We start from the raw sequence: 17,131 nt of genomic DNA, 5'->3' as shown, positions 1-17,131 counted from the left end.
CTGCCTATTCCTGCTGTAGCTGGAAGGCGTAGACCTGTTCCACGCGCCAGGCCGGATCGATGCCCTCGGGGCGCGGATACCGTTTCAGCACGCCGGCGGCCACCTCGTCCAGATAGCTGCGGAAGCTGTCCTTGACCCAGCGGCTGTCGCGGTCGCGCACCGCATCGCCGTTCATCGCGCCGGTCATCTGCCGCATCTCCAGCTTCAGCGGCGTCCATTCGATCGTGCCGGCGGCCGGCTTGAAGCTCATCTGCAACTCGCCGTCGAGCGAGAACTGCACGCCCTTGCTCGGGTACTCGACCTCGCCGGCCAGGGCGGCGGTGACGCCCAGCACATAGACACAGGCGCGCAGCCGACCGGCCGGCCAGGCGCGCAAGGCCTCGACAAAGGCCTCGGGCTGGTCGACCAGAGACTTGGCCGAGGCGCATTCGGGCAGCAGGTTCTGCGGCCAATGCTTGGACGCCCACCACAGCGCCGCCGCCGGGTCGCGGCCCGGGGCGGCGTAGCCGGCGACCAGGCGCTGGGCGCCGGCATCGTGGCCGGCCTCATGGGCCATCAGGTACATGCGTGCGGCGCGGTCCCAGTCGGGCTTCAGGCACAGGCCCTGCTCGTACATGGTGCCGGCCATCAGGTAGATGCCGGCGTACTTGCGGGCCATGCCCTCGTTCAGCCGCGCGGCCGCCAGCTTGCAGTCGCGGTGCTGCAGCGCGACCAGCACATCGTCGATCGCCTGGGTTTCCAGCCGGGTGGGCGCCGGCCGCTGCTCGGCGGCCGGCGCTGCCACCGGCGCCAGCAGCAACAGGCCGCCCAGCAGCGACAGCGTCGGCCCAGCCGATCGCAGCCGCCTCACAGCACCTCGAACACGCCGGCCGCGCCCATGCCGCCGCCGATGCACATCGTGACGACCACCTTCTTGGCGCCGCGGCGACGGCCTTCGATCAGCGCATGGCCGGTCAGGCGCTGGCCCGACACGCCGTAGGGGTGGCCGACGGCGATCGCGCCGCCGTTCACGTTGAGCCGGTCCATCGGGATGCCCAGGGTGTCGGCGCAGTACAGCACCTGCACGGCGAAGGCCTCGTTCAGCTCCCACAGATCGATGTCGGCGACGGTGAGGCCCAGCTTCTTCAAGACCTTGGGCACGGCGAAGACGGGACCGATGCCCATCTCGTCGGGCTCGCAACCGGCGACTGCGAAGCCGAGGAAGCGGCCCAGCGGCTTCAGATCGTGCTTGGCCGCATAGTCCTCGCTGACGACGACGCAGGCGCCGGCGCCGTCGCTGAACTGGCTGGCATTGCCGGCCGAGATCAGGCCGCCCGGCAGCGCCGAGCGCAGGTCCTTGATGCCCTCATAGGTCGTGCCTTCGCGCAGGCCCTCGTCGGCCGAGATCGTCACTTCCTTGGTCATCAGGCCCATGACCTTGTCGGCCACGCCCATCGTCGTCGTCACCGAGATCATCTCGTCGGCGAACTTGCCCGCCGCCTGGGCGGCGCAGGCCTTCTGCTGGCTGGCGGCGCCGTACTGGTCCATGCGCTCGCGCGAGATGTTGTAGCGCTTGGCGACCTGCTCGGCCGTCTGCAGCATGCTCCAGTAGATCTCGGGCTTGTTCTTGACCAGCCAGGGGTCGGCGTACATATGGCGGTTCGCCTCGTTCTGCACGCAGGAGATGCTCTCGACGCCGCCGGCGACATAGACATCGCCCTCGCCGGCGATGACGCGCTGCGCGGCCATCGCGATCGTCTGCAGGCCCGAGGAACAGAAGCGGTTGATGGTGACGCCGCTGACCGAGATCGGCAGGCCGGCGCGCAGCGCGATCTGGCGCGCGATATTGCCGCCGGTCGCGCCCTCGGGCGTCGCGCAGCCCATCAGCACGTCCTCGATATGGCCGGCCTCGACGCCGGCGCGCTCGACCGCGGCCTTGACCGCGTGGCCACCCAGGGTCGCGCCATGGGTCATGTTGAAGGCGCCCTTCCAGCTCTTGGCCAGGGGGGTGCGGGCGGTGGAAACAATGACTGCTTTGCTCATGATGTGTGTCTCGCTAGATGTTGTCGGCTTCAGGAGAAGGACTTGCCTTCGGCAACCAGGCGCTTGATCAGCGGCGCGGGCTCCCAGAACTTGGCGTCATCGAGCGGATTCTTGGCAAAGCGCTTCATCGCCTGCACGACATTGAACAGACCCACCGTGTCGGCATAGCACATCGGGCCGCCGCGCCACAGCGGGAAGCCGTAGCCGGTCAGGTAGACCATGTCGACGTCCGAGGCGCGCTGGGCAATGCCCTCCTCCAGCAGGTGAGCGGCCTCGTTGACCAGGGCGAACACGAGGCGGTGGACGATCTCCTCGTCGCTGATCTCGCGGGCCTTGATGCCCAGATCGGCGCGGTGCTTCTCCAGCAGCTCGGCGACCACCGGTGAGGGGATCGCGTCGCGCTTGCCGGCCTGGTAGTCGTACCAGCCGGCGCCGGTCTTCTGGCCGAAGCGGCCCAGCTCGCAGAGCTTGTCGGCCGTCTTCGAGTAATGCATGTTCGGCCGCTCCTGCGCGCGGCGCTTGCGGATCGCCCAGCCGATGTCGTTGCCAGCCAGATCGCCCATGCGGAACGGCCCCATCGCGAAGCCGAACTTCTCGGCCGCCTTGTCCACCTGCTGCGGGCTGGCGCCCTCGTCGAGCAGGAAGCCGGCCTGGCGCGAGTACTGCTCGATCATGCGGTTGCCGATGAAGCCGTCGCAGACGCCCGAGACCACCGCCGTCTTCTTGATCTTCTTGGCCAACTGCATCACGGTGGCCAGCACGTCCTTGGCGGTCTTCTCGCCGCGCACGACCTCCAGCAGCTTCATCACGTTGGCCGGGCTGAAGAAGTGCAGGCCGACGACGTCCTGCGGACGCTTGGTGAAGTTCGCGATCTTGTTCAGGTCCAGCGTCGAGGTGTTGGAGGCCAGGATCGCGCCGGGCTTCATCACCTCGTCGAGCTGCTTGAACACCGACTCCTTGACACCGAGTTCCTCGAACACCGCCTCGATGACCAGATCGGCCGAGCCGATGTCGGCGTAGTTCAGCGTCGTCGACAGCAGGGCCATGCGCTGCTGGTACTTGTCTTCCTTCAGCTTGCCCTTCTTGACCTGGGCCTCGTAGTTCTTCTTGATCGTCGCGATGCCGCGGTCCAGCGCCTCCTGCTTGGTTTCCAGAATGACGACCGGGATGCCGGCGTTCAGGAAGTTCATGCTGATGCCGCCACCCATGGTGCCGGCGCCGATCACGGCGACCTTCTCGATCTTGCGCACGGGCGTGTCCTCGGGCACGTCGCCGATCTTGCTGGCGGCGCGCTCGGCGAAGAAGGCATGGCGCAGCGCCTTCGACTCGGGCGTCTGCATCAGCGCCAGGAAACCCTCGCGCTCGGCCTTCATGCCGTCCTCGAACTTCTTCGTCACCGAGGCGGCCACGGCCTCCAGGCAGCGCAGCGGCGCCGGGAAGTTCTTGCTCATGCCGCCGACCATATTGCGGGCGAACTGGAAGTAGGCATCCGGGTTTCCGTGGCGCGCCTTCAGTTCGCGCACCTTGGGCAGCGGCCGCTTGTCGGCCACGTCCTGCGCGAAGGCGATCGCGCCCTCCATCAGATCGCCGTCGACGATCTTCTGGAACAGCTGCTGGCCCGGCACCTGGGCCAGCAGTTCGCTGTTGACCGGCTCGCCGCTGACGATCATGTTCAGCGCGGGCTCGACGCCCAGCGCGCGCGGCAGGCGCTGCGTGCCGCCGGCACCGGGCAGCAGGCCCAGCTTCACCTCCGGCAGCGCGATCTTGGCGCCCGGCGACGCGACGCGGTAATGGCAGCCCAGCGCCAGCTCCAGGCCACCGCCCATGCAGACGGAGTGGATCGCGGCGACGACCGGCTTCGTGCAGTTCTCGACCACGGCGATCAGGCTGTGCAGGGTCGGCTCGGTCAGCGCCTTGGGGCTGTTGAACTCGCGGATGTCGGCGCCGCCGGAGAAGGCCTTGCCGGCGCCGGTGATGACGACGGCCTTGACGGTCGCATCGTCCTCGGCCTTGGCAATACCCTCGGCCGCGGCCTTGCGCGTTTCGAGGCCAAGGCCGTTGACCGGCGGATTGTTCAGCGTGATGACGGCGATATTGCCGCGGACTTCGTAGGTGGCTGACATGCTTGCTTACCCCTTGATGGCGGGCGGTTGAGATGCCCGGACGGTACAAACCCGCCCCGGCGCGGAATAAATAGAACGATCGTTCGATTCTAGGCAGCGGCGCCGCAGCGACGATGTCCCTGTCGTGACAAAGGACCTTGCTGTTTTGCAGAGGTCGGGCGCGGCGCGGCCTCGGCATGATCGCGTCTATCCTATCCGCAGGCTGCGGCTCGCATGGCGCCTTCGAAGGCCGCCGCCGCGCGTGTCAGTGCCGGAACTGGAACTGCTGTGTCGGCGCGAAGTCATCTCCGCGGCTCAGGGGCAGCAGCTGCGTGGCCACGAAGCCATCATCGGCCGGCTCAGCCTCGCTCGGCGGGTCGGGCTGCAAGGCGGGCGCCGCCTGCCGGACCGGTGCCTGGCCTTGGGCCGCGCGGCCGGCCGCCTGCGACCGCAGCGCGGCCAGTTCCTGCTGCACCTGCTCGAGCTGGCGGCGCGCCTGCGTGTTCTGCTGGCTCAGCAACTGGCGGGCCGCCTCGAGCTGGGCCTGGCGCCACTTGGCGCCGGCCAGCTCGCGCCCCAGTTTCCAGGCCAGCAATCCGGCGCCCAGCGCCGCCCCGATGGCCAGACCTCCCAGCCCCGCACCCAGCTGACCGATGTCCATCGCTGCACCTCCGGCGTCGTTGCGCCCATGGTGCACCGCTTCGGCCGTCTTGTGGGCGCGCACGCACACCCTGGATGAGGGAATCGCCGGCGGCCGACGCGCGCTGGATCAGACCTCCAGCCACTCCTTGCGGATATAGCTGTTCGCGCGCAGCTCGCCCGGCGCGCCCTCGAAGACGATGCGGCCATGGCCCATCACATAGCAGCGCTCGGAGATCTCCAGCGCGATCGCCAGCTTCTGCTCGACCAGCAGCACGGCGATGCCGCGGCGCTTCAGCTCCTTCAGGTACTCGGCGACCAGCTCGACGATCTTGGGCGCCAGGCCCTCGGTCGGCTCGTCGATCATGATCAGGTCCGGGTCGCCCATCAGGGTGCGGCACAGGGTCAGCATCTGCTGCTCGCCGCCCGAGAGCACGCCGGCCTCGGTGTGCTGGCGCTCCTTCAGGCGCGGGAACATGGTGTACATATCGTCGAAGCTCCAGCGCGGCCTCGATGCGCCGCGCTTCTGGCCCAGCATCAGGTTCTGGTGCACGGTCAGCTTGGGGAAGATGTCGCGGTTCTCCGGGACATAGCCGACGCCATCGTGCGCGATCTCGTAGGCCTTGCGGCCCAAGAGCGCCTTGTCGCCGAAGCTGATGCTGCCCTGCGCGTCGACCTGGCCCATGATGGTCTTCACCGTCGTCGAGCGGCCCGAGCCGTTGCGGCCCAAGAGGCTGACGATCTCGCCCGGGCGCACCTCCATCGTCACGCCATGCAGCACATGGCTCTTGCCGTAGAAAGCGTGGACGTTGTCGAGTTTGAGAATACGGTCACTCATCAGTGCGACTCCGCGAGCACAGAGCCCAGATAAGCCTCCTGCACGCGCGCATTGGCGCGCACCGCATCGGGCGTGTCGAAGGCAATCACCTCCCCATAGACCAGCACGGCGATCTTGTCGGCCAGGCCGAAGACGACGCCCATATCGTGCTCGACGGTCAAGAGCGTCTTGCCCTCGGTGACCTCACGGATCAGCTGGATGAAGCGCTTGGTCTCGCTCTTGCTCATGCCGGCGGTCGGCTCGTCCAGCAGGATCACGCTGGAGCCGCCGGCGATCGTGATGCCGATCTCCAACGCGCGCGCCTCGGCATAGGTCAGGTTCATCGCCAGCACGTCGCGCTTCTTGTCGAGCTTGATCATCTCCAGCACGGCTTCAGCCCGCTCATTGGCGTCCGTCAGGTCGGCCAGGAACTTCCAGAAGGCATAGCGGTGGCCCATCGACCAGAGCACGGCGCAGCGGATGTTCTCGAACACCGACAGGCGCGTGAACAGATTGGAGACCTGGAAGCTGCGCGACAGGCCCAGGCGGTTGATCTCGTAGGGCTTCTTGCCGTCGATGCGCGCGCCATGCAGATTGATCTGGCCGCTGGAAAGGCCGAAGCGGCCGCTGATCAGATTGAACAGGGTCGACTTGCCGGCGCCGTTGGGCCCGATGATGGCGACGCGCTCGCCGGCCTTCACCTGCAGCTGGGCGCCGCGGATGATTTCGGTCTTGCCGAAGCTCTTGCGCACGTCCAGCAATTCAAGTGCGTAGCTGCTCACAGCGACTCCCTCCGCTTGATTTCCTTTTCGATCTCTTCCTGCACCTCGCTCCACTCGCGCCGGTACTGACGCCGCGCCAGCTCGAACAGGCCCACGCCGACGAGCAGCACCAAACCGGCACCGAACCAGGCATCCAGCCCGCGCGCGTTGATCGTCGCGCCCATGAAGCTCATCTGCGGGCCCAGGGCCTCGTTGAGCTTCAGGTGGTAGAGCATCTCGACCATCGCGCCGCCGCCGAACAGGATCGTCAGCGCCGTCACGCCCAGGGCCAGGTAGGAGGTCCAGAGCTGCTTGAGCTTGCCGAAGGCGGCCACGCGCAGATTCATCATCACCAGGCTGGCGATGCCCCCCGGTGCGTACATGACCATGAACAGGAAGACCAGGCCCAGGTAGAGCAGCCAGGCCTTGGTCAGCTCCGACAGCAGCACCAGGGCCACGACCATCAGCACCGCGCCGATGATGGGGCCGAAGAAGAAGGTGGCGCCGCCGAGGAAGGTGAACAGCAGGTAGGCGCCCGAGCGCGCGGCGCCGACGACCTCGGCGGTGACGATCTCGGTGTTGATTGCGCTCAAGCCCCCCGCGATGCCGGCGAAGAAACCCGAGATCATGAAGGCCAGGTAGCGCACCCAGCGGGTGTCGTAGCCGACGAACTCGACCCGCTCCGGGTTGTCGCGCACCGCATTGAGCATGCGGCCCAGCGGCGTGCGCGTCAGCGCGAACATCGCCGCCGTACAGATGAAGCAGTAGATGGCGATCAGGTAGTAGACCTGGATCTGCGGGCCGAAGTTGATGCCCATCACCGCCTTGCCGACGACCCGGTTGCCCGAGACGCCGCCCTCGCCGCCGAAGAACTCCGGCAGCATCAGCGACATCGACCAGACCAGCTCGCCGATGCCCATCGTGATCATCGCGAAGGTGGTGCCGGCTTTCTTGGTCGACACATAGCCCAGCAGCGCGGCGAAGAAGAGCCCCGTGACGCCGCCGACCAGGGGCACCAGGCTGACCGGGATGTTCCAGCTGCCGGCCGCCGCGGCGTTCAGCGAGTGGATCGCCAGATAGGCGCCGAAGCCGCTGTAGACCGCATGGCCGAAGCTGAGCATGCCGCCCTGACCCAGCAGCATGTTGTAGGCCAGGCAGGCGATGATTCCGATGCCGATCTGCGTCAGCATGGTCTGCGCCAAACCGCTGGTCCACAGCAGCGGCGCGACGAGCAGCACCAGGGCAAACAGGCCCCAGACGAACCAGCGTCCGACGTTGTGTGGCTTGAAGTGAAAGTGATGTGCGGAGGAACTGGTCATGGCATCAGTCCTCGCGCGTACCGAAGAGGCCCTTGGGCCGGAAGATCAGGATCAGCACCATCAGCAGATAGGGCAGGATGGGCGCCACCTGGGCCAGGGTCAGGCGCAGGATGGGATAGCCCGGGGTGTCGGGCGTCACCGTCGCGCCCATATGGCCCAGCAGGCTGGCCAGCGAGCCGTCGACGGTCAGCGGCAGCGTCTGCAGCAGGCCGATCAGCAGCGAGCCGACAAAAGCGCCCAGCAGCGAGCCGAAGCCGCCGACGACGACGACGACGAAGATGATGCTGCCCACCAGCACGGCCATGGTCGGCTCGGTCACGAAGGTCATGCCGCCGATCACGCCGGCCAGGCCGGCCAGCGCGCAGCCGCTGCCGAAGACCAGCATGAAGACGGCCGGCACGTTGTGGCCCAAGGCCTCGACCATCTCCGGGTGCGTCAGCGCGGCCTGGATCACCAGGCCGATGCGGGTGCGCGTCAAGAGCAGCCACAGGGCCAGCAGCATCAAGAGGGCCACGCCCATCATGAACACGCGGGTCAGCGGGAACTTGGAGCAGGAGGCCGCCGCGCACATCTCGGCCGGCGCCGAGCCGAACACCAGCGACAGGCCGCTGCTGGGGCTCTGCACGAAGGTGAAGGCCGAGCCCTGCAAGGCTGCCGGCGGCGTGAAGGGCACCGCCGTCAGGCCGAAGACCAGCTGCACCAGCTCGAGGATCACATAGCTGAGGCCGAAGGTGATCAAGAGCTCGGGCACATGGCCGAACTTGTGCACCCGGCGCAGCGCCAGGCGCTCGAACAGCGCACCGGCCAGACCCACGAACAGCGGCGCCAGCAGCAGCGCCGGCCAGAAGCCGACCAGGCCGGTGAAGCTGTAGGCGAAATAGGCGCCCAGCATGTAGAAGCTGGCATGGGCGAAATTCAGCACGCCCATCATGCTGAAGATCAGCGTCAGGCCGGAGCTGAGCATGAACAGCAGCAGCCCGGAGGACAGGCCGTTCAGCAGATTGATCAGGATTTGGTCCACGGGGTCGTCATGAGAGAACGGCGGCGGCCGCGTGTGGAGGGAAGAGACGGCAGGATGGGCGGCAGCGCCCATCCTCCGTTCAGGCAGTATCGGGAAGCGTGCGCCTTGCTTACGAAGGCCGCTTCATCTGGCAGCTCGTCGGCGTGCTCGAGACATAGGACTCGTAGGTCTTCACCGGCACCAGGGTGGAACCGCTGTTCTCGGGCGAGTAGTTGTACTTGGCGTCGGTCTTCTGCCAGACGGTCATGTACAGCGGCTGCTGCAGCTGGTGGTCGGCCTTGCGCATCTCGACCTCGCCGTTGAAGCTCTTGAACTTCAGGCCTTCCATTGCCGCGGCCACCTTGACCGGGTCGGTGCTCTTGGCCTTGGCCATCGCCGTCGTCAGCGCCTCGTAGACGTGGATGAAGCTGCCGGTGTAGAAGTCGTCGTTGAAGCGCTTCTTGAACTCGGTCTGCCACTGCTCCATCTGGCCGCCCATGTAGTAGTTGTTGTAGGAGACCTGGAAGATGCGGCCATGGCCGTTGGCGCCCAGCGCCGCCGGCGTGCCGGTCACGCCGGTGTAGTAGGTGAAGAACTTGCCGTTGTAGCCGGCCTCGTTGGCGGCCTTGACCAGCAGGGACAGGTCCGAGCCCCAGTTGCCGGTGATCACGGTGTCGGCGCCGCTGGCCTTGATCTTGGCGATATAGGGCGCGAAGTCGCGCACCTGGGCCAGCGGGTGCAGGTCCTCGCCGGCGATCTGGATGTCCGGGCGCTTGCGGGCCAGCATCTCCTTGGCGTACTTGGCGACCTGGTGGCCGTGCGCGTAGTTCTGGTTCAGCAGGTAGACCTTCTTGACGTCGGCCTGGTCCTTCATGAAGGTCGTGATCGCCTCCATCTTCATCGAGGTGTCGGCGTCGAAGCGGAAGTGCCAGTAGCTGCACTTGCTATTGGTCAGATCGGGATCGACGGCGGCCGTGTTCAGGTAGACGACCTCCTTGCCCGGGTTGCGCTCGTTGTGCTTGGCGACCGCGTCGGACAGCGCCAGCGCGACGCTGGAGCCATTGCCCTGCACGATGTAGCGCACGTTCTGGTCGATCGCCGACTTCAGCGCGTTCAGCGACTCGGCGGGGCTGAGCTTGTTGTCGATCGTGATGATCTCGAACTTCACGCCGGCCGGATTGCTCTTGTTGAACTTCTCGGCAAAGAACTGCAGGCTCTTGACCTGGTTCTGGCCGACCGGGCCCATCAGGCCGGACAGCGGGTCGATCCAGGCGATCTTGACCGTCTCGCCCTTCTGGGCAAAGGCGGCGGCTCCGCTGACGAGCAGGGCGGCGGCCAGGGCGGTCTTCAGGGGCTTGCTGCTGTACATCGTTGTCTCCTTTTGGTTTGCAAGGCGTGTAAGCGGTGTGTGCTTGTTGGCGCCGGCCACAGTAATGGACGCCGGCGTCCGTCAGCTTGGGGATTTACCCCGAAGCGCCACGGATTCGATCAGGTGCCCGGCAGGCGGTGGCTCTTGAACTGCTCGCGCAGCCTGAGCTTCTGGATCTTGCCGGTGGCCGTGTGCGGAATCTCGGTGACGAAAACGACGTCGTCGGGGATCTGCCATTTGGCGATGCGGCCATCGAAGAAGGCCAGCATCTGCTCACGCGTCAGCTCGGCATCGGGCTTCTTGACGACCACCAGCAGCGGTCGCTCGTCCCACTTCGGATGCGGGCTGGCGATCGCCGCCGCCTCGAAGACGGCCGGGTGCGCCATCGCGATGTTCTCGAGGTCGATCGAGCTGATCCACTCGCCGCCGGACTTGATCACGTCCTTGCTGCGGTCGGTGATCTGCATGAAGCCGTACTCGTCGATCGTCGCCACATCGCCGGTCGGGAACCAGCCGGGCCGTCCGTCCAGCGCGACCAGCGGCGAATCCGTGTGGCCGAAGTAGCGCGCGATCACCCAGTGCCCGCGCACCAGCAGATTGCCGGAACTCGCACCGTCCCAGGGCAGCTCGCGGCCCTCGTCGTCGGCGACCGCCATGTCGACGCCGTAGATCACCTTGCCCTGCTTCTCCAGCGCGCGTTGCTGCTGCTCGGCGGGCAACTCGAGCTGGCGCGAGGTCAGCTTGGCCAGGGTGCCCAAAGGCGACATCTCGGTCATGCCCCAGGCATGGATGACCTCGACGCCATAGTCCTCCTGCAAGGTCTTCATCATCGCCGGGGGGCAGGCCGAGCCGCCGATCACCGTGCGCTTGAAGGTGGAGAACTTCAGGCCGTTGGCCTTGACGTAGTTCAGCAGGCCCAGCCAGACCGTCGGCACGCCGGCGCTGAAGGAGACCTTCTCGGTCTCGAACAGCTCGTACAGCGACTTGCCATCCAGGTACGGGCCCGGCATCACCAGCTTGCAGCCGACCAGGGCGCCGCTGTAGGGGATGCCCCAGGCATTGACGTGGAACATCGGCACGACCGGCAGCACGACGTCGCGCGCCGAGCAGTCCATCGCATCGGGCAGCGCCGCGGCGAAGGCATGCAGCAGGGTCGAGCGGTGGCTGTAGACGGCGCCCTTGGGGTTGCCGGTGGTGCCCGAGGTGTAGCAGATGCTGGACGCGGTGTTCTCGTCGAAATCGGGCCAGGCGTAGTTTCCGTCCTCGGCCTCGACCAGCTCCTCGTAGCAGAGCAGATTCGCGATCGAGCTCTCGGCCGGCATGTGTGCGCGGTCTGTCATCGCGATGAAGTGGCGCACGCTCTTCAGCTGCGGCGCCAGCCTCTCGACCAGGGGCAGAAACGTCAGGTCGAAGCACAGCACGCTGTCCTGCGCGTCGTTGCCTATCCAGGCGATCTGCTCGGGGAAGAGCCGCGGGTTGATCGTGTGGCAGACCAGCTCGGAGCCGGAGCTGCCGTAATAGATCTCCAGATGGCGGTAGCCGTTCCAGGCCAGGGTGCCGATGCGATCGCCGGGGCGGCAGCCGAGCCGGGCGAAGGCCTGGGCCAGCTTGCGGGCGCGCAGCTCGGCGTCGCGCCAGCCATAGCGGTGGATGTCGCCCTCGACGCGCTTGCTGACGATCTCGGTCTCGCCGGAATGCCGGGCCGCATGCTTGATCAGCGACGAGATCAACAAGGGGCTCGCCATCATCTGACCCATCAACGCCATCTGCCGTCTCCTGTTCTGTGGGCCGTCGAGCGGCCTGTCCGAACCAGTCTAATGCAGCGCTCCAGGCGCTCATAGTCACCCTCGTTACACCGCGCAGGCCACCGGGCCTAGGGTATTCACTGCAGAGCGCACCGAGATGGTGTCCTCGGCCGCCGCACGCGCTCCGGCGGATGAACGACAGCCCGGTGTAGCGCGTCGGAGAAGCCCCGCCCCGGCGCGGCCGGGAGCCGCTGGCTACACTGGTTCGATGAATGCGCCCGATCTCCGCCCGCTGCCTACGGCCTGGCTCAATCGCTTTGCCGGCCTGGGCGCGGATTTCTATACCGAGCTGGCCGCCAGCGGCATGCCGGCACCGCACTGGGTGGCACAAAGCCCGGCCTGCGCCGAGTTGCTGGGCTGGCCCGCCGACTGGGCGAGCCGGCCCGACTGGAATGCGCTCCATGTGCTCAGCGGCAACGCCAGCTGGCTCGGCATGCGGCCGCTGGCCAGCGTCTACAGCGGCCACCAGTTCGGCGTCTGGGCCGGCCAGCTGGGCGACGGCCGCGCGCTGCTGCTGGGCGAGCTCGACACGCCGAACGGCCCGCAGGAACTGCAGCTGAAGGGCGCCGGGCTGACGCCCTACTCCCGCATGGGCGACGGCCGCGCGGTGCTGCGCTCGTCGATCCGCGAATTCCTCTGCTCGGAGGCGATGGCCGCCCTGGGCATCCCGACCACGCGCGCCTTGGCCATCACCGGTTCGGCGCTGCCGGTGCGGCGTGAGACCATCGAGACGGCCGCCGTGGTCACCCGCGTCGCGCCGAGCTTCATCCGCTTCGGGCATTTCGAGCATTTCGCCCACAGCGACCAGCATGCGGCGCTGCGCCGCCTGGCCGATTTCTTCATCGAGCAGCATGCGCCGGACTGCCTGGAGGCCGAGAACCGCTACGTCGCCCTGCTCGAGAAGGTCGCGGCCCAGACGGCCGAGCTGATCGCCGCCTGGCAGGCGGTCGGCTTCTGCCATGGCGTGATGAATACCGACAATATGTCGATGCTGGGCCTGACCATCGACTACGGCCCCTTCGGCTTCCTCGACGGCTTCGATCCCGGCCATGTCTGCAACCACTCGGACCACCAGGGCCGCTACGCCTACGCACGCCAGCCGAACATCGCCTTCTGGAATCTGCATGCGCTGGCGCAGGCGATGCTGCCGCTGCTGGACGAGCCGCCCGAGGCCGCCGGCGAACGGCTGATCGCCGCGCTGGATGCCTACAAGAGCGTGTTCCCGGCCGCGCTGATGGCGCGGCTGCGCGCCAAGCTGGGCCTGGTCCAGGCGCTGGACGGCGATCAGGCGCTGATCGACGACTGGCTGAAGCTGCTGGCCGCCGGCCGCAGTGACTTCACGATCGCGCACCGGCGCCTGGCCGAGTTCGGTGCGGCGCCCGAGCCGCTGCGCGACCTCTTCCTTGACCGCGCGGCCTTCGACGCCTGGGCCGAGCGCTACCGCGCGCGGCTGGCCGCCGAGGCCAGCGTCGATGCGGAGCGCGCGCTGCGGATGAAGACCGTCAACCCGGCCGTCGTGCTGCGCAACCACCTCGCCGAGGGCGCGATCCGCGCGGCCCAGGGCGGTGATTTCGGCGAGATCGCGCGGCTGCTGAAAGTTTTGCAGCGCCCCTTCGACGAACCGGAGTTGGCATCGGACGCCGACTTCCCGCCCGACTGGGCTCAAACCCTGGAGGTCTCCTGTTCATCATGAGCGCACACGACGACAAGAAATACCCGGTCCAGAAAAGCGACGCCGAATGGCGCGCCGAGCTGGACCCCATGCAATACCAGGTGGCCCGCCACGCCGCCACCGAGCGCGCCTTCACCGGCAAGTACTGGGACCATTGGGACGCCGGCCAGTACAAATGCGTCGGTTGCGGCACGCCGCTGTTCGAGGCCGACACCAAGTTCGACGCCGGCTGCGGCTGGCCCAGCTACTGGGCGCCCGTGAACAGCGAGGTGATCGAGCGCGTCGTCGACAAGAGCCACGGCATGGTGCGGGTCGAGGTGCGCTGCAATAACTGCGGCTCGCACCTGGGCCATGTCTTCCCCGACGGCCCCGAGCCGACCGGCGAGCGCTTCTGCATTAACTCGGCCGCGATAGACTTCGCGCCGAAACCCTGATCCCCGACCGATGAAGCTATTGCTCGACTTCCTGCCGCTGATCCTGTTCTTCGGCGCCTTCAAGTATGCGGAATCGCATGCCGCCTGGGCCGCCAGCTTTGCCAGCACCCATTTCGGCTTCCTGGTCTCGGGCGGCGTGGTCGGCAGCGAGGAGGCGCCGGTGCTGCTGGCGACCCTGGTCGTGATGATCGCGACCCTGGCGCAGGCGCTGATCGTCAAGCTGCGCGGCCAGAAGATCGACCTGATGCTGTGGATCAGCCTGGGCCTGGTCGTCACCCTGGGCGGCGCGACGGTCTGGTTCCACAACGAGACCTTCATCAAGTGGAAGCCCAGCGGCCTGTACTGGGCGATGGCGCTGGTGTTCTGGGCCAGCGCGGCCTTCTTCGGCAAGAACCTGATCCGCGCGATGCTGGGCGGCGAGCTGCAGCTGCCCGATCCGATCTGGGCGCGGCTGAACCGTGCCTGGGTGCTGTTCTTCGGCGCTCTGGGCATCGTCAATCTCTACGTCGCCTACAACTTCTCGACCTCGGCCTGGGCCAACTTCAAGGTCTTCGGCGTGACCGGCCTGATCCTGCTCTTCACCCTGGCGCAAGGCGTCTATCTGAGCCGCCACCTGCCCGAGCCCGAGGCCGAGAACGCCGGCGACGAGGCCGCCAAGCCATGAGCCTGGCGCAGACGATCGAGCAGCGCCTGCGCGAGGGCCTGCAGCCGCTGGCGCTGAGCGTGCAGGACGACAGCCATCTGCACGCGGGCCATGCCGGCGCTCGCGAGGGCGCGCATTTCAGCGTCGCCATCGTCAGCGCGCGCTTTACAGGTCTTCACCGAGTGGCCCGCCACCGGCTCGTATATCATTGCTTGGCCGAGTTGATGCAGCAGGGCATCCATGCGCTGGCCATCGATGCCCGCGCACCGGACGAAGGCTGAGTCTTCCGCGAACACCTCCATAGAGACAAGCGCCACGCTGGCGCCATTTTTTTACCCCTAGCTGCTCCCCATCCATGAAGAAGATTGTGCTTGCCGCCGCTGCCGCGGCCCTGTCCGCCGCCGCGCTGCTGCCGATGTCGGCCAGTGCGCAGAACGTCGCCATCGTCAACGGCAAGCCGGTGCCGAAGTCGCGCGTCGACCTGCTGATCGGCCAGGTCACCAAGAGCGGCCAGCCGCGCACCCCGGAGCTGGAGGCCAAGGTCAAGGACGAGGTCGTGCTGCGCGAGATCTTCATGCAGGAAGCGGCCCGCCGCGGCATCCCCGCCAGCGCCGACTACCAGGCCCAGCTCGAGCTGACCAAGCAGTCGCTGATGATCCGTGAGCTGTTCGCCGACTACGCGAAGAAGAACCCGGTGTCGGATGCCGAGGCGCAGGCCGAGTACGACAAGTTCAAGGCCGCCAACTCGGGCACCGAGTACCGCGCCAGCCACATCCTGGTGGAGAAGGAAGAGGACGCCAAGAACCTGATCGCCCAAATCAAGGGCGGCAGCAAGTTCGAGGACGTCGCGAAGAAGAACTCCAAGGATCCGGGCTCGGGCGCCAACGGCGGCGACCTGGACTGGTCCGCCCCGAACAACTACGTCAAGGAATTCAGCGACGCGCTGGTCAAGCTGCAAAAGGGCGAGATGACGGCCGAGCCGGTCAAGAGCCAGTTCGGCTACCACATCATCCGCCTGGACGACACCCGCCCGCAGACCTTCCCGGCCTTCGAGGACGTCAAGGGCCAGATCATCCAGCGCATGGGCCAGCAAAAGCTCGCCGCCTTCCAGGAAGAGCTGCGCGCCAAGGCCAAGACCGACTACAAGTTCGGCAACCAGCAGTAAAGCCGGCCGGCTTTCGGCAAGACCGCGCGGCGCCATCGGCTCGCGCGGTTTTTTCTTGCCCGCGCGATCGCCGGCAGGAAGCTGCTATGGGTTACATCGGCCGCCCGGCGTGCCGCCAGGCGGCCTGCGCTCGCTAGTATGGGCGCCCCACCCTGCCGCACAAGGAGCCGTCGCCATGTCCGCCAAGACCGGCGACAGCGCGGCAATCTGGACCGGATGCGGGCCTTGCTGGACGTGTTCAGCCCGGAGCTCGGCGTCACCGATCCGGTCTCCGGCCACTCGATCTTCGACACGGCCGGCCGGGCCTGATCAGAGCCAGCCATAGACGTGGATCCGGAAGTCCTGCGGCTGCGGCGGCAGGTCCGGAATGAGGAGCCGGCTGCGGTGCAGGCAGTTGCAGCCGGTGGCCACGCCGTCGCCCGGGGCGCGGTAGCGCGCGCGCACGAACAGATGGCCGCCCAGGCGCTGCACCGCGGCGCTGTCCAGCACGTCGGCGCAGTTCTGCGTCTGCTCGATCAGCAGCTCGTAGCGCGTGCCGGACCAGGCGCCGCGTGCCGGCGCCGCGGTCGTCGGCTCGAAGCGGCAGGCCTCGGGCATCACTTCGACGCCGGGCAGCGCCAGTGGCGTCCAGCGGAAGAAGACAAAGGTCAGCGCCAGCAGGCCCAGGAGCGCCAGCGCCGCCGAGCGCAGCCGGCGCCTCATTGCAGCGGGGACAGGGTGCCGGCCTCGATATGCAGCTGCCGCTCGCAGCGCTGCGCGATCGCCGGGTCGTGGGTGACCAGCACCAGGGTCGTGCCGGCCTCGCGGTTCATCTCGAACATCAGCGCCATCACCTGGGCGCCGGTGGCGAAGTCGAGGCTGCCGGTCGGTTCATCGGCCAGCAAGAGCGCCGGCCGCTGGACGAAGGCGCGCGCCAGCGCGACCCGCTGCTGCTCGCCGCCGGACAGCACGCGCGGGTAATGGCCCAGGCGCTGGCCGAGGCCGACGCGCTCCAGCATCCGCGTCGCCAGCGCCTTGGCCTCGCGCTCGCCGCGCAACTCCAGCGGCAGCATCACGTTCTCCAGCGCGTTCAGGTTCGGCAGCAGCTGGAAGCTCTGGAACACGAAGCCGAGCTCGGCGCCGCGCACGGCGGCGCGCTGGTCTTCGCTGAGCGCGAACAGGTCCTGGCCGCGCAGGCGCACGGTGCCGCTGCTGGGCCGGTCCAGCCCGGCCAGGATGGCCAGCAAGGTGCTCTTGCCCGAGCCGGAGGCGCCGACGATGGCAACCGACTCGCGTTCGCGCAGGCCGAAGCTGATGTCATGCAGAATCGTCAGCTCGCCGGTGGCGTCCTGCACCTTCTTGCTGACGGCGTCGACTTCGATCAGATGGACGGACATGGACAGG

General features: G+C 67.4%; 17 protein-coding genes. 5 read left to right on the top strand and 12 right to left on the bottom strand.

From position 1 onward, the window contains the following. Positions 1-4: 4 nt before the first annotated feature. The 10 genes from QWJ38_RS21525 to QWJ38_RS21480 all read right to left on the bottom strand — a co-directional run bounded on the left by QWJ38_RS21525 (position 5) and on the right by QWJ38_RS21480 (position 11,795). Positions 5-850: an SEL1-like repeat protein gene (locus tag QWJ38_RS21525; protein WP_290361192.1), complete on the bottom strand. Its 846-nt coding sequence runs from the start codon at positions 848-850 to the stop codon at positions 5-7. Continuing rightward, entirely contained in the window at positions 847-2,022 is a 1,176-nt protein-coding gene (locus QWJ38_RS21520) for an acetyl-CoA C-acyltransferase (protein WP_290361191.1), read from the bottom strand. The genes QWJ38_RS21525 and QWJ38_RS21520 overlap by 4 nt, the downstream gene beginning before the upstream one ends. 29 nt (positions 2,023-2,051) lie before the next feature. Next, the gene (locus tag QWJ38_RS21515) at positions 2,052-4,145 is read right to left on the bottom strand and encodes a 3-hydroxyacyl-CoA dehydrogenase NAD-binding domain-containing protein (protein WP_290361190.1); all 2,094 of its coding nucleotides are present in this window, start codon (positions 4,143-4,145) and stop codon (positions 2,052-2,054) included. Positions 4,146-4,389: 244 nt separating this feature from the next. Next, positions 4,390-4,785: a hypothetical protein gene (locus QWJ38_RS21510; RefSeq protein ID WP_290361189.1), complete on the bottom strand. Its 396-nt coding sequence runs from the start codon at positions 4,783-4,785 to the stop codon at positions 4,390-4,392. 108 nt (positions 4,786-4,893) lie between these two features. Then, a complete protein-coding gene (locus QWJ38_RS21505; RefSeq protein ID WP_290361310.1) occupies positions 4,894-5,589 on the bottom strand; it encodes an ABC transporter ATP-binding protein in 696 nt (231 codons plus the stop codon). A gap of 11 nt (positions 5,590-5,600) precedes the next feature. After that, positions 5,601-6,362: an ABC transporter ATP-binding protein gene (locus tag QWJ38_RS21500; RefSeq protein WP_290361188.1), complete on the bottom strand. Its 762-nt coding sequence runs from the start codon at positions 6,360-6,362 to the stop codon at positions 5,601-5,603. Further along, entirely contained in the window at positions 6,359-7,660 is a 1,302-nt protein-coding gene (locus tag QWJ38_RS21495; protein ID WP_290361187.1) for a branched-chain amino acid ABC transporter permease, read from the bottom strand. The genes QWJ38_RS21500 and QWJ38_RS21495 overlap by 4 nt, the downstream gene beginning before the upstream one ends. Before the next feature lie 4 nt (positions 7,661-7,664). Then, positions 7,665-8,624, bottom strand: coding sequence for a branched-chain amino acid ABC transporter permease (locus QWJ38_RS21490; protein WP_434064018.1), 960 nt, complete (start codon positions 8,622-8,624; stop codon positions 7,665-7,667). 166 nt (positions 8,625-8,790) lie between these two features. Continuing rightward, positions 8,791-10,029, bottom strand: coding sequence for a branched-chain amino acid ABC transporter substrate-binding protein (locus tag QWJ38_RS21485; protein WP_290361185.1), 1,239 nt, complete (start codon positions 10,027-10,029; stop codon positions 8,791-8,793). Between the two features lie 119 nt (positions 10,030-10,148). Further along, positions 10,149-11,795, bottom strand: a complete 1,647-nt coding sequence (locus QWJ38_RS21480) for a 3-(methylthio)propionyl-CoA ligase (RefSeq protein ID WP_290361184.1) — start codon at positions 11,793-11,795, stop codon at positions 10,149-10,151. Between the two features lie 247 nt (positions 11,796-12,042). Here QWJ38_RS21480 and QWJ38_RS21475 point away from each other — a divergent pair, with 247 nt between their 5' ends. From QWJ38_RS21475 to QWJ38_RS21455, 5 genes are all read left to right on the top strand, one after another. Continuing rightward, on the top strand, positions 12,043-13,527 hold the full coding sequence (locus QWJ38_RS21475; protein WP_290361183.1) for a protein adenylyltransferase SelO: 1,485 nt from the start codon (positions 12,043-12,045) through the stop codon (positions 13,525-13,527). Then, positions 13,524-13,940 carry a peptide-methionine (R)-S-oxide reductase MsrB gene (gene msrB / locus QWJ38_RS21470; protein WP_290361182.1) on the top strand — a complete coding sequence of 139 codons (417 nt, stop codon included), beginning with the start codon at positions 13,524-13,526 and terminating at the stop codon, positions 13,938-13,940. The genes QWJ38_RS21475 and msrB overlap by 4 nt, the downstream gene beginning before the upstream one ends. Before the next feature lie 10 nt (positions 13,941-13,950). Beyond that, positions 13,951-14,604, top strand: coding sequence for a septation protein A (locus tag QWJ38_RS21465; protein WP_290361181.1), 654 nt, complete (start codon positions 13,951-13,953; stop codon positions 14,602-14,604). Next, entirely contained in the window at positions 14,601-14,864 is a 264-nt protein-coding gene (locus tag QWJ38_RS21460) for a BolA family protein (protein ID WP_290361180.1), read from the top strand. Before QWJ38_RS21465 ends, QWJ38_RS21460 begins: the two co-directional genes overlap by 4 nt. A gap of 74 nt (positions 14,865-14,938) precedes the next feature. Further along, on the top strand, positions 14,939-15,748 hold the full coding sequence (locus tag QWJ38_RS21455) for a peptidylprolyl isomerase (protein WP_290361179.1): 810 nt from the start codon (positions 14,939-14,941) through the stop codon (positions 15,746-15,748). A 309-nt stretch (positions 15,749-16,057) separates the two neighbouring features. On the opposite strand, the gene QWJ38_RS21450 is transcribed toward QWJ38_RS21455, so the two are convergent. Both QWJ38_RS21450 and QWJ38_RS21445 read right to left on the bottom strand, forming a co-directional pair. Further along, positions 16,058-16,450 carry a hypothetical protein gene (locus QWJ38_RS21450; protein WP_290361178.1) on the bottom strand — a complete coding sequence of 131 codons (393 nt, stop codon included), beginning with the start codon at positions 16,448-16,450 and terminating at the stop codon, positions 16,058-16,060. After that, positions 16,447-17,124, bottom strand: coding sequence for an ABC transporter ATP-binding protein (locus QWJ38_RS21445; RefSeq protein ID WP_290361177.1), 678 nt, complete (start codon positions 17,122-17,124; stop codon positions 16,447-16,449). The genes QWJ38_RS21450 and QWJ38_RS21445 overlap by 4 nt, the downstream gene beginning before the upstream one ends. Between the last annotated feature and the right edge of the window lie 7 nt (positions 17,125-17,131).

Source organism: Roseateles violae (assembly GCF_030410485.1).
Lineage (GTDB): Bacteria > Pseudomonadota > Gammaproteobacteria > Burkholderiales > Burkholderiaceae_C > Roseateles_D > Roseateles_D violae.
Note: the sequence above shows the minus strand (reverse complement) of the source record. Positions and strands in the feature narration are given on the sequence as shown.

Coding starts and splice junctions, on each gene's coding strand:
- QWJ38_RS21520 (WP_290361191.1), bottom strand. CDS start 2,022: ATGAGCAAAGCAGTCATTGTTTCCACCGCCCGCACCCCCCTGGCCAAG.
- QWJ38_RS21515 (WP_290361190.1), bottom strand. CDS start 4,145: ATGTCAGCCACCTACGAAGTCCGCGGCAATATCGCCGTCATCACGCTG.
- QWJ38_RS21510 (WP_290361189.1), bottom strand. CDS start 4,785: ATGGACATCGGTCAGCTGGGTGCGGGGCTGGGAGGTCTGGCCATCGGG.
- QWJ38_RS21495 (WP_290361187.1), bottom strand. CDS start 7,660: ATGACCAGTTCCTCCGCACATCACTTTCACTTCAAGCCACACAACGTC.
- QWJ38_RS21490 (WP_434064018.1), bottom strand. CDS start 8,624: ATGCTCAGCTCCGGCCTGACGCTGATCTTCAGCATGATGGGCGTGCTG.
- QWJ38_RS21485 (WP_290361185.1), bottom strand. CDS start 10,029: ATGTACAGCAGCAAGCCCCTGAAGACCGCCCTGGCCGCCGCCCTGCTC.
- QWJ38_RS21480 (WP_290361184.1), bottom strand. CDS start 11,795: ATGGCGTTGATGGGTCAGATGATGGCGAGCCCCTTGTTGATCTCGTCG.
- QWJ38_RS21475 (WP_290361183.1), top strand. CDS start 12,043: ATGAATGCGCCCGATCTCCGCCCGCTGCCTACGGCCTGGCTCAATCGC.
- msrB (WP_290361182.1), top strand. CDS start 13,524: ATGAGCGCACACGACGACAAGAAATACCCGGTCCAGAAAAGCGACGCC.
- QWJ38_RS21465 (WP_290361181.1), top strand. CDS start 13,951: ATGAAGCTATTGCTCGACTTCCTGCCGCTGATCCTGTTCTTCGGCGCC.
- QWJ38_RS21460 (WP_290361180.1), top strand. CDS start 14,601: ATGAGCCTGGCGCAGACGATCGAGCAGCGCCTGCGCGAGGGCCTGCAG.
- QWJ38_RS21455 (WP_290361179.1), top strand. CDS start 14,939: ATGAAGAAGATTGTGCTTGCCGCCGCTGCCGCGGCCCTGTCCGCCGCC.
- QWJ38_RS21450 (WP_290361178.1), bottom strand. CDS start 16,450: ATGAGGCGCCGGCTGCGCTCGGCGGCGCTGGCGCTCCTGGGCCTGCTG.
- QWJ38_RS21445 (WP_290361177.1), bottom strand. CDS start 17,124: ATGTCCGTCCATCTGATCGAAGTCGACGCCGTCAGCAAGAAGGTGCAG.